The sequence below is a fragment of the Clostridium sp. UBA1652 genome, assembly GCF_002320975.1.
Taxonomy (GTDB): Bacteria; Bacillota; Clostridia; order Clostridiales; family Clostridiaceae; genus Clostridium_T; species Clostridium_T intestinale.
Map to the genome: position 1 here is coordinate 24,914 of NZ_DCLI01000001.1, position 13,959 is coordinate 38,872.

Consider the following 13,959-nt stretch of genomic DNA (forward strand, 5'->3'; position numbering starts at 1 on the left):
TCTATATATTTTCAAAATTCAATTTAAATTTAGATCCCAAATAAGCTTTATCTTCGCATCCTCTAAAGTATATTTCACTACTTGTTACAGATATCTGCCTTATTTCTTTGATATATTTTTTATTAACAGCGTAAGCTCTATGACTTTGCACTATATCTTCACTATTAATTTTTTCTAAAGCTTTTTTCAAAGATAACTTGTCTATTTCATATACACCAAATTTTGTATAAACAGTTAAAGTTCTTATTTTAACTTCTATAAACACGATTTCATCGATATAAAACTTAAGTCTTACGCCTCTGCTTTCAAATACTACATATTGCTTGTCTAACTTCGTTTCATTGTCTTCTTTAGCATAACTATTTTCATGTAAAAGTTTTGTCATATTTTGTATTTTCTCTTTTTTTATTGGTTTTATAATATAATCGTAACAATGAATTTTTTTAAAAGCATTTAGCATATAGCTAGAGTTTGAAGTAATAAATATTATCCAAGCAAGTTTATATTTATCTATCATTCTTATTTTATTTGCTAAGCTTATCCCCGAACCTTCCTTTAATTCTATGTCTATGTAAAAAAAATCTATAGGAACTTTATTTAATATTTCAAGTCCCTTAGCCTCACTATCAGCATGAAAAATATTTATATCTAAGGATAACTCTTGAATAATTTTAATTAATGATTCTACTTGATATCTCTCATCCTCTATTAAAAGTAAATTTGACAAGTCTTAATCCCCCTTAAGTCAATTAACAAAACTAAAACTACAGCCTATTTTGCCGTAGTTAAAAATTGATTTTTAGAGTTTACCTTATATATCTATTATATCTACATAAAATTTTACTCTACTACTTTATTTTATCTTAATATTCTCTTACTATCTAGTCAATTGTATTTTAATTATTTCTATTATTTAATTATATTTTTTATCAAAATATAAAAGACCATATGTTATATGATCTTTTATCCACTCTATCATATTTAAGTTTTAATTTTTTTTTGACAAATTTCTCCTTCAAGCCAATCTACAAATTGTCGTGCTGTCCTTGGCGATCTTCCGTTATAACTCATTTCCCATTGAATAGCCCTTTTATGGATTTCTTCGGTTGGTTCTATCCCTCTAGCTTTAGCTAAAGAATCTACTATCTCTAAATACTCCTTTTGAGTTGGTGATATAAACGTTACTGTTATCCCAAATCTATCTGATAAAGATAGTTTTTCTTGCATTGCATCTGCAGCATGGATTTCGTCACCAGCTCCTGATAATCTCATCCCATCTCTATCACTAAACTTTTCTTTAACTAAATGTCTTCTATTTGATGTAGCATATATTATTATATTATCAGGTTTTGTCTCTAATCCACCTTCTAAAACTGCTTTGAGGGCTGTATAAGTATCTTCACTATCTCCAAAAGCTAAATCATCTATAAATAATATAAACTTTTGAGGTATATCTTTTATGATTCCTATTAATTTAGGAAAGGTACTTATATACTGTTTAGGAATTTCTATAACTCTCAAGCCCTCTGTATAATACTCATTTAATAAAGCCTTTACTGTAGATGATTTACCAGTTCCTCTACTACCATATAGTAAAACATTATTAGCTTTATATCCCTTCAAAAATGCAATAGTATTATCTATTATTATATTCCTCTCTCTTTCATAATTAACTAGTTCCTGAAGTCTTATAGGATCTAAGCACTGTACCCCTTTTAACTCTTTTCCTTCCCATAAGAATCCTTTATATTCACCAAATATACCAATACCATTATTTTTATAAACTATAGCTAAATCATTAATTAAAACACTCCAAGGAGAAGTATTCATAAATTTATCAACTATAAAATTACTTTCAATATATGCATCGTCTATAATTTCTATTTCCCATTCCCCAAGATTTTGTAGTTTATCTAACTCAAAATATGGATTATTTTCATCTTCTATAAATAGCTCTTTTATATATTCTGCTGTAAAATTCCCTATACTTTCTAAGGAATCTAAATCATTTGCTACAGCTTGCTTAATTGAAAACCCTATATTACATAAATTATCTTTTTGAGCCTTTTTAGAAAATATGTTTTCGCTTAATATTATCCTATTTATTATATATTGTTTCAGCCCAAATCCATTATTAATTTCCATCAGCTCATAATAAAAATCATTATATAAGTTAATTATTTCACTAATTGTATTTTCATTCTTATCTAAATAATTAATTAATTTATGCAATTTTTCAATAACTGAATCCTTTAGTAAATTCCTATATATTCCTAAGGATTCTAAATTAATTTTCATCCTTCTTATCTTATTGCTTATCATGATAATACTCCTCCTTATACTCCCTATAGAAATTATAATTCTACGTTTTAATTCATATACCTCTTTATTCTTTGTTAATTTTTTTACTAAAAATTTAGAACTATACCATTGCCTTTGTAATAAATTTCCATGAAAAGACAAGGAAAAAATTTAATTCTTTCACTATAAGATTAAATTTGATATAATCACATTAGCATAAGCTTAAATTTAACAATATAAACTGTTTTTATTTCTATTTTTATAAATCTATTACAAATTATTCACTTATGATATTACTTTGCTATTTGTATTCATTTCATAAAAATGGTAAAAACAACTACTAATAGGGGGCTAAAATCTAATGGAAAATTTAACACAATTATTTTCAAAAATTGATGATTTAGTTTGGGGACCACCCTTACTAATTCTACTAATTGGGACAGGTGTCTACCTTACCATAAAGCTAGGTTTGCTACAAATATTCAAATTACCACTAGCATTTAAGTATCTTTTTTCTAAAGATGAAGATTATGATGGTGATGGAGACATAAGTAGTTTTGCGGCTCTTTGTACAGCTCTTGCTGCTACAATAGGAACTGGTAATATAGTTGGAGTTGCTACTGCTCTTGCAGCAGGAGGTCCTGGAGCACTGTTTTGGATGTGGGTAGCTGCATTATTTGGTATGGCTACTAAATATGCCGAAGGATTGCTAGCTATAAAATATCGTGTGGTAGATAAAAATGGCCAAATGTCAGGTGGCCCAATGTATTATATAGAAAAAGGGTTAGGAATTAAATGGCTAGCTAAAGCATTTGCTTTTTTCGGAATATGTGTTGCACTCTTAGGAATGGGAACCTTCACGCAAGTAAATTCTATATCAAGCGCAATTAATATTACATTTAAAGTTCCTCAATTTGCTACAATAGCATTATTAACAATTATAGTAGGACTAATAACAATAGGTGGTATAAAAAAGATATCTAAAGCAGCGGAACTTATAGTTCCATTTATGGCTATATTTTATGTATTAGGTGCACTAATAATATTAATTACAAACATATCAAAATTACCTGAAGCTATATCTTTAATAGTTCGCAGCGCATTTTCTCCGTCTGCGGCCTTTGGTGGGGCTCTAGGTGTTACTATATTAACATCAATGCAAAAAGGAATAGCTCGAGGTGTTTTTTCAAATGAATCTGGATTAGGTAGCGCTCCTATAGCTGCTGCTGCTGCTAAAACAAAATCTTGTGTTAGACAAGGTTTGATTTCCATGACAGGAACATTTATTGACACAATAATTGTTTGTACTATGACAGGGCTAACTTTAGTTATAACAGGAATGTGGAATAGCACTGAATATTCAGGAGCTCAAGTGACAACAGAAGCATTCAAAGCAGGTTTTGGCAACTTTCCAATGATTGGTCAATTTATAGTTACAATTGGACTTATTTTCTTCGCATTTACAACTATAATAGGCTGGAATTACTATGGTGAAAGATGTACAGAATACTTGTTTGGAGTAAAAGGAATTCTCACATATAAAATAATGTTTCTCGTAGCAATTGCTTCATCTATTTTCATGAAACTTGAACTAATATGGATAGTAGCTGATATAGTAAATGGTTTAATGGCACTTCCTAATTTAGTTGGATTAATAGGCTTAAGAAAAGTAATAATAGGAGAAACCACAAGCTACTTTAATCAAATAAAATTAAATAAAGCAGCCTAAAAATTAAGACAGTATATAGATTTATTAAAAGTAAATCTATATACTGTCTTTTAGTTAAGAAATAGGTTTAAATCTACATCTTCAATATTATAATTTCCAGAGTTTATATCATCAAAATGCCACCATTCAGTATCAATTACTTTAAATCCACTTTTCAGCATAATACCTGTTAGAATTTGCATATTATTTTTAGCTTCTTCATTCATATTGGAATTGCTTCTATATGCTTTCTCTGAAAAGTCATCAAAACTAGAAGGCATTACTAATTCCTTCCCATCTTTATCAACAAGAGTGATATCAACAGCACAGCCTTTATTATGTATTGAACCACCGTTATCAGGATTTGCAACAAATCTACTGTCTTTAACTATGTTCCAAAATATTCTTTGCACATAAACTGGTCTATACGCATCCCAAATCTTTATTCTATATCCTAACTTTTTAAATTCTTCATTTGCCTTTGCCAACTTTAGAGCAGTATCTTTTCTTAATACACATATGTCATTTGGATAAACTTTTTGTTTAGTAAAATTGTTTTCTGTTGCATATCTTAAATCTATAACAAAATCTTTATCTATTTCATTTAATAAAACGAATCCATTAATTTCTTTAGGTTCTTTTACTTTCTTCTCGTTATTTACTTCATTGGATACATCAACATCTTTCTTACTCTCAACTTCTTTATCAGCTGAATCTTCATTTATATTAATTTCTTCAACAACTTTAACCGTCTTATCATTTTTTATATTTTTACTACACGAAACAGCAAAAAAGTTTACAGTAACCGATAAAATCAGAATAAGTGAACATATTTTTCTCAAAAATATTTCCTCCTATTTTTATTTAGTGTGATTATACAAAGACTCATACCTATAATAAATCATATCGATTACGCTTAAAAGTGCATATCTTCCTCCTACTAGCGATTCTACACTTTTAACATCTGGATTCCCATATAGCAATACTAAATCAGCCTCTTCCATATATTGAGTATTTGGATTTTGAGTTATTATTACAAGTTTTGCTTTCTTATTTTTTATCTTTTTAATAAGCTCTGTATTAGCTACTCTTCCAGCTACTGTTAAAATTATAGCAAGAGAATTCTCATCCATATCATCAATATACTGATATTGTTCCTGCATATCAACAAATGCCGTTACTAGTTTACCAAGCATCAAAAGCATTGTTTGTATCTCCATAGAAATATATTGAGAAAACTGCATACCAAAAAAAGCAATCTTTTTATATCTATATATATACTCCACCAATTTATCTAGTTTTCTTATATCTAAATTTTCAGAGGTTTGTTTTAAATTATTTATAACTAAATCATAAAAATCATTTGTAAGTTCATCTGGGGTTGATGATTTTTCCTGTATAAATTTAGGATTAAAAGAAGCTTTAAGCCTATAATATTTTAAATTCAGATCTACCTGTTCCTTGAATTCACTAAAACTCTCATATTCTAATTTTTTGATAAATCTACTTATTGTAGCTGATGATGTATAGCACATATCCGCTAACTGATTTATGTTTAGCTTAGGAACCTTTTTTATATTATTCAACATTGTCCATGCAATTGTATAGTAAATATCTTTTTCTTTATTAGAATTAACCAAAAATAACAATCGATAAATAACTTCATTCATATAAATACCCCTCCTACTTCACCTAAACATTATTATAAAGTATTTATTAACTATTCGCAAAACATAAAAAGGAGTTTTATATAAACTCTTTGCAGCTATTTGAAAACTAATTTAAATTCTACTATCAAGAGATTCCTTTGGTAAGTTTTTTACTCCCTCTTTAAGTAATTCGGATCTTCTTACATTCTTAGAACTAGCTGGTGAAACTATCTGCTTCCATAATTTTGACCCCTTAGCACCTAAAAATAGTCCTAAAGTATGAGTTAAGGCTACATGAGGATTTTCTCCATTCTTCTCAAGGGTTTCAATATAAGGAATAAATTCTTCTATTATTTCTCTTCTCGATATATTATTTATCTCACCATCTTTAAAGAATTTATCTACTTCCCTAAGAATAATAGGATTATCATAGGCAGCTCTTCCTATCATAACACTATCTACATAATTTAAATGTTTTTCAATTTCTTCTATAGTTTTTATTCCACCATTAATTTCTACTTGTAGATTAGGTTTCTCTTTCTTAACCTTATACACCTCTTCATATCTTAATGGAGGTATTTCTCTGTTCTCTTTTGGACTTAGTCCTTCTAAAATAGCTATTCTTGCATGTATTGTATATCTATCTGGATTAGCTTCTGCAACCTTGTCTATAAAGTTAATCATATCTTCATATCTATCTAATAAAGTTCTCTCAAAACTAGCTGGCAGTATATTTTTCCCTTCAATACCTATTCTATGTTTTAGAGTTACAGGTTTCTTAGTAGCTTCTTTCATAGCTTTAATCATATCTCTTACAAGTTCAGGATAAGCCATAAGACATGCTCCCATCTCATTTCCAGCTACTCTATCAGAAGGACAACCAGCATTTAAATTTATTTCATCATAATCCCAATCTTCAGCTAATTTTACTGCATTATATACATCTTCTAGAGTAGAACCTGCAATCTGTAAGGAAATAGGCTTCTCAAAAGAATCAAAATCTAATAACCTATCTCTTTTCCCATTTATTATAGCTTGTGCTGTTACCATCTCTGTATATAACAAAGCTTTTTTAGTAATAATTCTAGCAAAATATCTAAAGTGTCTATCTGTTCTGTCCACCATAGGCGCTATACTCACCTTAGGCGTTAGCATCTTTGAATCTATATTCATAATCCCATTCCTTCCATTAAACCTTGTCTTTAAGATAGTATTCATCCAAAATAACTGCCCTTATACTCTCATATTTTATGTTATCAGGAAGTTTTCTCTTTATTGAACTTATAGAGCTGTAACCCGAGCTTCTGCACTCATTTATAATTAAAGCTCTCTCCTCTTCTGTGTATAACCCTCTTATATCTAAGTTAAAGTCTAGTTCTCTTCCTGACTCTAAATAGTAAGTAACATAACCTAATACTGTAGATATTGAAACCTCTAATTCCTGGGAAATATATTGAAGTTCCTGTCCTTCCTTAAGCATGTCTATGGCAATTTCATCCGGCTTTCTATGCTCCCCATCTATTATCAGCTTATTTCTTTTCTTATCTCTCCACTTAACGTCAATACCATTTTCTAATACATAGTTATTTACTATTTCTAAGATTTTCTCTGAATATCTTTCTATTTTCTTAGGTCCAAGACCTGTTATATCCTTTAAGTTATCCGTATCTCTAGGATACCTTCCACTTATTTCTTTTAATGTATTTTTAGCTATTACAGCTTGAGGAAGTTGATTTTCTTTTTTAGCTATAGCATTTCTAACCTTCATTAGTTCTTCTAATAATCTTTCATCAGTTGAAACATAAAATGCTTCATCGTCTAAAACAGCTCTATTTTTCTCTAAATATTTTAGTATTAGCTTTTCAAATTCCTCACCATATTTACTATACTTAACCTCACCTACTCCAGATATTAAAAGCATTTGTTCTTTATTAACTGGATGTTTTATAGACATATCCTTTAATGTTACATCAGGGAATATTATGTAAGGAGGAACTCCCTCTCTCTCCGAAATCTCTCTTCTTAAAGTTCTAAGCTCTTCATATAATGAATCGTCAAGCTTAAATACTCTTTCCACCTTGATTTCTTTGAATTTAACCTGTTCTTCTCCCTTTAATACTTTTATAGATCTATCATTTAATCTAATAACTGGGTAAGTTCCCTCTACCATATCCATATATCCATGAGAAATAAGAGTATTTATGAAGTTCTTCAAATCTTCTTTGGAGAACTCCTTCATTATTCCATAGGTAGATAATTCATTGAACTTAAACTCTTGAAGTTTCTTATTCTTCGATGCTCTAAGTACATCTACAATCATTGTAGAACCAAAGCTTCTCTTCATTCTATATATACAGGATAAAACCTTCTGTGCATCTAAGGTTCTATCTACTATTTCTCCTTCACTTTCACAATTACTACAGTTGTTACAATCCTTAGGATACTCATCTCCAAAATAGTTAAGTATAAATCTTCTATAACAATCATTCGAGTGAATCATATCAACCATATATTGAAGCATTTTATATTGATTACTTTTTCTCTCTGGATTTTCTATACTCATTTCAATTAGATACTTTTGAGTTTGCACATCTCCAGGAGTAAATAACAATACACATTCGCTATCTAAACCATCTCTACCTGCCCTACCTATTTCTTGATAGTAGCTTTCTATATTTTTAGGCATATTATAATGAATAACATATCTAATATTAGATTTATCTATTCCCATACCAAAAGCATTTGTAGCCACCATAATATTAACTCTATCGTAGATAAAATCCTCTTGATTTTTTTCTCTTTCATTGTCAGATAAGCCTGCATGATATCTTCCTACAGAAAAACCCTTCTTCAAAAGTAATGTATAAGCTGCATCTACTTCTTTACGGGTAGCTGCATATATTATACCTGAATCTTCTTTATGATTATTTATGTAATCTAAAAGATAGTCCTTTTTACTACCTGATTTTACTATAGTTATCTTAAGGTTTTCTCTATCAAAGCCTGATATAAATACTTTTGGAGTCTTAAGAGATAAAATATTAATGATATCTTCCCTTACTTCATTTGTGGCTGTTGCTGTAAAAGCAGTTATTATAGGTCTATTCCTTAAGCTATTAATAAAAAAAGGTATCTTTCTGTAGCTTGTTCTAAAATCATGTCCCCATTGAGATACACAATGAGCTTCATCTATTGCTACTTGTGATATATTTTTCTCTCCAAGTATAGCTAAAAACTCATAAGACTCAAGTCGTTCTGGAGCAACATATATAATTTTAAATCTATCACTTCTTATTCCATCTAATACTTCTTTAAATTCATTAGTTGATAATGAACTATTTATATAGGCTGCCTCTATTCCCATTTCTTTAATAGTATCAACCTGATCCTTCATTAAAGAAATCAATGGAGAAATTACTACTGTCATTCCTTCCAACATAAGTGCAGGAATTTGATAACAGATAGACTTACCTCCCCCTGTTGGCATAATTGCTAATACATCATTACCTTCAACGATATTTTTAATAATATCGTCTTGTCCTCTTCTAAAACTCTTGTATCCAAAATATCTTTCTAACAGTTCTAATCCTCTATCAATCAACTTAAAACACCTCTACAAAATCTTTATTATCATAATTATTAACATAACTCAGCATTATTTTTCATCTAATTATAACACTTCAAGTCTTTTTACTTTTAAATTTATGTTAAAATTAAGTATATCATATTTTAAGGAGGGTATTATGCTTACAATTGGTTATATAGGCAATGGTAAAAGTACAAATAGATATCATCTACCATTCGTTTTGAGAAGAGAAAATATAAAAGTTAAAACAATATATCAAAGAAACCCTAAACACGAAAGTTGGGCTAGAATAGAAGGTGTAAACTACACTTCTGACTTAGATGAGCTATTAAATGATGAAGATATACAGCTTATAGTAGTCTGCACAAGACATGATAGTCATTATGAATATTCAAAAATGGTTTTAGAACATAATAAACATTGTTTAGTTGAAAAACCTTTTATGGAAACATCAACTCAAGCTAAAGAAATATTTGAACTTGCAAAGGAAAAAGGATTAATTGTTCAAGCGTATCAAAATAGACGTTTTGACAGTGATTTCTTAACAGTTCAAAAAGTTATTGAAGAAGGCAAGCTTGGAGAATTACTTGAAGTTGAGATGCATTATGATTATTATCGTCCTGAAGTTCCTGAATCAGTAACTAATTTTATTCCTCACTTTTCTTATTTATATGGACATGGCTGCCATACTTTAGATCAAGTAATAAGCTATTTTGGAAAACCTGACGACATTCATTATGATGTTAGACAATTATTAGGTTCAGGAAGAATGAACGATTATTTTGATTTAGATTTATATTATGGAATTTTAAAGGTGTCCGTTAAATCTAGTTACTTTAGATTAAAAGAAAGACCAAGTTTTGTTGTATATGGTAAAAAAGGATGCTTCGTTAAACAAACTAAAGATCGCCAAGAAGAACACTTAAAACTATTCCATATGCCTGATAATAAAGATTTTGGTATTGATACTCTTGAACACTACGGGACTCTAACTTATATAGATGATGAAGGCGTAACTCATGAAGAAAAAGTTAAATCAGTTGATGGTGATTATGGAAGAGTTTATGATGATTTATACGAAGCTATTATAAATGGAAAAGAAAAAACTATTACTGATGAACAAACTTTATTGCAAATGGAAATTTTAGAAACGGGCGTAAAAGATTTAAAATAGTTTATCTAATTTAATAGTTGAATACTTGAGTACCTGAGTACTCAGGTACTCAAGTATCTATGTACTTAGGTATACAACAATAAAAATATATTATATAAAATAAAAAAGCAGCTTAATGCTGCTTTTTTTATTAAACTTTATAAAGTTTTATTTAAATTTACATCTATTACAATCAGCAAAATAATTAAACCAAATTAAATTGCTATGATGCAACTTCTTCTCTAACTACAATTTCTCCATCTCTTAGTTTCAATATTGATGTTCCATAAGCTGCCGATTCTTGTGAATGAGTAACTTGTATTATTGTTTTTCCTAAGTCCTTATTTATATTTTTGAACAGTCTCATTATTTCCGTACCTGTCTTTGAATCTAAGTTTCCTATAGGTTCATCTGCTAATATTATATCTGGTTCAAATACTAATGCTCTAGCTATTGCAACTCTTTGCTGTTGCCCACCAGACAATTCTCTTGGCGTCACTTTTCTCTTATGACTCATCTCTATTCTATCTAATATTTCAGTAAGCTTACGTGAATAATCTTTTATCTTTCCTCCATCTAAAATTATTGGAAGTAAAATATTATCTTCTACAGAAAGGTTAGGAACTAAATTATAAAACTGAAATACAAATCCAAGCTCTCTTCTTTTCATTATACTTTTTTGTTTTTCACTTAATTTGCTTAAATCTTTCCCATTAACATTTACTATACCGCTTGAGGGTTTATCTAATCCTCCTAGTAGATACAAAAGTGTAGACTTTCCACAACCTGATGGACCCATTATAGAAAGAAATTCTCCCTTATCCACAGAAAAGTTTAAATCCTTAAGAACGTTTATCTCTTCTTTCCCTACCTTAAAATTTTTATTTAAATCAAATACTTCTATTGCTCTCATTTCTTTTCCTCCTACTCATATTTTAATTCTTCTATAATAGATAGTTTTTTACTTTTAAATAGTACTGGTATTGTTGCTATTAAAACTATTGCCAGTGACACTAGGAAAATTACAGGCACAAATTTTATATTAAATACAACCTCCATATCAAATCCCAATAACTTACTTATCTTGCTCATTATAGACATGCCGAGATATGAAAATGGTGTTACTATGATTATTGACCATACTACTGTTAGAATTGACTCTATTATAAGCATTTTATTTCTTTGGAATTTACTCATACCTACTGAACTTAAAACTGCTAAGTCTTTTTTTCTCTGAATAAAACTTATCCCTATATTATTTAAAACTCCAAAAGCTCCTATAACAACCGACATAAATGAGAATATACTCAATATATCTGTAAGTTGTTTGTTATTTTCAACATTTCTTGCTTTTGTTTCTTCAAATGTTAAAACACTGCCTCCAAGGGCTCTTATTTTCTTATTAATATTTTCTTTTACATCTGCTGAACGTCCTGTAGTATTTAAGTAAAATTGTATAGACGCACTATCTACATATTCTTTTGGTAGACCCTTATAATTTATAAAAACAACCGCTCCATTGTTATATAATTTACCATCAATAATCCCTACAACATTATAGCTTTTATTGGTAGTTCCAACTTTCATATCAAAGCTATCGCCTTTTTTCAATTTTACTTTTTCTGCTATCTTTTCAGTTATAACAACATCATTTAAACTACCATTTTCAAATTCTTTATATTCTTCTTTATCCCAGTTTAGATAATTATCAAAGGCTAAATATTTATCTGGCTCTATTCCCATAACAGAATAATTATTGCCCTTAATCTCTCCACTAGCATATTGCTGTCTTTGTATTGAACTTTGAACAACATTAGGTTCTTCTTTAAGTATATCTAATACCTTTTCCTTAAGATCAAAGGCACCACTTTCAGGAACATTTATTTCTATACTATAGTGTAATTTTTCATAAGCTTCTACTACTACATCTTTTATACTAACGCTTAAAGAATTTATCATTATAATAGATATAATTGCTATATTCATTAAGTTAATATTTCCAAGCAAAACTTTTGATGTGCTCATGTTATTTAAAGCTAGTGCATTTATAGGATTAGTATCCCTAAGCTTAGAAAATATATTTTTTGATATAAACTCTACAACCTTAGGATAAATTAGTATTACTGCAATTATTGCTAATAAAAATAATACTGGGCTTATACTAATTAGCCATTTAGTTTTAAGTGAGTTTACAATAATCACTCCAAGTAGAAGTATTATGCCTGCTACAAATTTCCCTATTCCTATATGTTCTGAGCTATCTGAGGTATTTAATATAACTTCCTTAACTTGAAGTTTATTCGTCTTTATAATCGGTACTATAGCCGATGCAACAGATAGTAATATTGAAAATACTAACCCATACATTAAATATCTAATATTTATATTAGGTTGTTGTAGTATTCCATACTCTTTTAAAGGAGATATAATATAATTTATTAGGTATAATATTCCAATTCCTAAACCATTACCTATTACCCCTCCTAAAACTCCATAACACAAACTTTCTAAATATAATATTCTTCTTATAGTCCCTCTAGTTGCACCTTGACTTAAGAATGTTCCTATAATAGGCATTCTCTCTGTTACTGTTAATTTAAAAGAACTATATATTATAATACTGCTCATAAATACAACTACTAATAACATCATGTAAAGCATGTTATTTATTTGTGCAACTTGACTTTTTACAGCATCTTCATTATAAAGTTCTTCTGCTATAAAGTTAGTATTAGCATCATTAAATTTTTCTATTGAATCTTTAATATTTGATTCTGCTTTATTCCCAAATGCAACATTATATTTACCTTTCATATTAAACTTTTCAGCTAAATATTTATAAGGAACTAGTATCTGAAAATTCTCTTTTGTATCCCCATAAAAAACTCCTTGATTAGCTGAAATTTTTGAGATTTCTAAGCTAACTTTCTCTCCATTAAGTAGTGTATTTAATTTATCCCCAACTTTAAGATCAAACTCTTCACTTACTCTTTTGGAAATTATACACTTCTCTCCATTAAAATCTTTTAATTCATTTCCATCTATAAATACATCTTTGTTTATATACTTCTCTTCTCTCCCTATTACTTGTATAGTCTGCATATCATCTGTATCATATATAAAACTACTTCTTATTTCAGGCACTATATCTTTTAGTCCATCTAACTTTAACCCCTCTAAGTCAAAGGCCATTGCCCCATCTTTAGCTGATACATATACATCTTTATTTTCAAGTTGTTCTAGCTGTGGTTTTACAAAACTGTCTATAGCTGCATCTACTGCTCCCATGCTCCCTACAAATAATCCTGTGCTAAGTACTATAGCTATAAGCAAAAGAAAAAATCTTGCTTTTTTTTCTAACATGCTCTTTAGTACGTACTTTAAAAATATCTTCATAATTTGCCCCCTTTGTTTCATCTTATTTATTACATTACCATATTTTTCTTAAAATTAATCACTATTAAGGTTAAAGTTAGTAAATCTTAAGAGTTTTATAAGATTTATACAAAAGAGTTGCTGAATCTGTAGAAGCTGCTTCTCATGCTCCATTAAATTCCTTGAA

The 13,959-nt window shown here is 29.0% G+C and carries 10 protein-coding genes; 2 read left to right on the plus strand and 8 right to left on the minus strand.

The annotated features are described in order from the left end of the window. Position 1: 1 nt before the first annotated feature. Both B3N22_RS00150 and B3N22_RS00155 read right to left on the minus strand, forming a co-directional pair. Positions 2-727 carry a LytR/AlgR family response regulator transcription factor gene (locus B3N22_RS00150; protein ID WP_286903917.1) on the minus strand — a complete coding sequence of 242 codons (726 nt, stop codon included), beginning with the start codon at positions 725-727 and terminating at the stop codon, positions 2-4. A 254-nt stretch (positions 728-981) separates the two neighbouring features. Further along, positions 982-2,322, minus strand: coding sequence for an ATP-binding protein (locus B3N22_RS00155; protein ID WP_286903919.1), 1,341 nt, complete (start codon positions 2,320-2,322; stop codon positions 982-984). A gap of 340 nt (positions 2,323-2,662) precedes the next feature. Here B3N22_RS00155 and B3N22_RS00160 point away from each other — a divergent pair, with 340 nt between their 5' ends. Continuing rightward, positions 2,663-4,030 carry an alanine/glycine:cation symporter family protein gene (locus B3N22_RS00160; protein ID WP_286903921.1) on the plus strand — a complete coding sequence of 456 codons (1,368 nt, stop codon included), beginning with the start codon at positions 2,663-2,665 and terminating at the stop codon, positions 4,028-4,030. A 50-nt stretch (positions 4,031-4,080) separates the two neighbouring features. Here the strand turns inward: B3N22_RS00160 and B3N22_RS00165 are convergent, their stop codons facing one another. From B3N22_RS00165 to recQ, 4 genes are all read right to left on the minus strand, one after another. Then, a complete protein-coding gene (locus B3N22_RS00165) occupies positions 4,081-4,851 on the minus strand; it encodes a M15 family metallopeptidase (RefSeq protein ID WP_286903923.1) in 771 nt (256 codons plus the stop codon). An 18-nt stretch (positions 4,852-4,869) separates the two neighbouring features. Beyond that, on the minus strand, positions 4,870-5,679 hold the full coding sequence (locus B3N22_RS00170; protein WP_286903925.1) for a MurR/RpiR family transcriptional regulator: 810 nt from the start codon (positions 5,677-5,679) through the stop codon (positions 4,870-4,872). A gap of 111 nt (positions 5,680-5,790) precedes the next feature. Beyond that, positions 5,791-6,831, minus strand: coding sequence for a tRNA dihydrouridine(20/20a) synthase DusA (gene dusA / locus B3N22_RS00175; protein WP_286903928.1), 1,041 nt, complete (start codon positions 6,829-6,831; stop codon positions 5,791-5,793). A 16-nt stretch (positions 6,832-6,847) separates the two neighbouring features. Then, positions 6,848-9,259, minus strand: coding sequence for a DNA helicase RecQ (recQ, locus tag B3N22_RS00180; RefSeq protein WP_286903930.1), 2,412 nt, complete (start codon positions 9,257-9,259; stop codon positions 6,848-6,850). A gap of 142 nt (positions 9,260-9,401) precedes the next feature. On the opposite strand from recQ, the gene B3N22_RS00185 reads away from it, so the two are divergent. After that, positions 9,402-10,418, plus strand: coding sequence for an oxidoreductase (locus B3N22_RS00185; RefSeq protein WP_286903931.1), 1,017 nt, complete (start codon positions 9,402-9,404; stop codon positions 10,416-10,418). Between the two features lie 202 nt (positions 10,419-10,620). Here the strand turns inward: B3N22_RS00185 and B3N22_RS00190 are convergent, their stop codons facing one another. Both B3N22_RS00190 and B3N22_RS00195 read right to left on the minus strand, forming a co-directional pair. Then, positions 10,621-11,310: an ABC transporter ATP-binding protein gene (locus B3N22_RS00190; RefSeq protein ID WP_181602551.1), complete on the minus strand. Its 690-nt coding sequence runs from the start codon at positions 11,308-11,310 to the stop codon at positions 10,621-10,623. Between the two features lie 11 nt (positions 11,311-11,321). Next, complete coding sequence (locus B3N22_RS00195; RefSeq protein WP_286903934.1) at positions 11,322-13,793, minus strand: ABC transporter permease; 2,472 nt, start codon at positions 13,791-13,793, stop codon at positions 11,322-11,324. Positions 13,794-13,959 lie beyond the last annotated feature (166 nt).

What these genes read in the sequence shown, in the direction of transcription:
- B3N22_RS00155 (WP_286903919.1), bottom strand. Translation starts at nt 2,322, where the DNA reads ATGATAAGCAATAAGATAAGAAGGATGAAAATTAATTTAGAATCCTTA.
- B3N22_RS00160 (WP_286903921.1), top strand. Translation starts at nt 2,663, where the DNA reads ATGGAAAATTTAACACAATTATTTTCAAAAATTGATGATTTAGTTTGG.
- B3N22_RS00170 (WP_286903925.1), bottom strand. Translation starts at nt 5,679, where the DNA reads ATGAATGAAGTTATTTATCGATTGTTATTTTTGGTTAATTCTAATAAA.
- dusA (WP_286903928.1), bottom strand. Translation starts at nt 6,831, where the DNA reads ATGAATATAGATTCAAAGATGCTAACGCCTAAGGTGAGTATAGCGCCT.
- B3N22_RS00185 (WP_286903931.1), top strand. Translation starts at nt 9,402, where the DNA reads ATGCTTACAATTGGTTATATAGGCAATGGTAAAAGTACAAATAGATAT.
- B3N22_RS00190 (WP_181602551.1), bottom strand. Translation starts at nt 11,310, where the DNA reads ATGAGAGCAATAGAAGTATTTGATTTAAATAAAAATTTTAAGGTAGGG.
- B3N22_RS00195 (WP_286903934.1), bottom strand. Translation starts at nt 13,793, where the DNA reads ATGAAGATATTTTTAAAGTACGTACTAAAGAGCATGTTAGAAAAAAAA.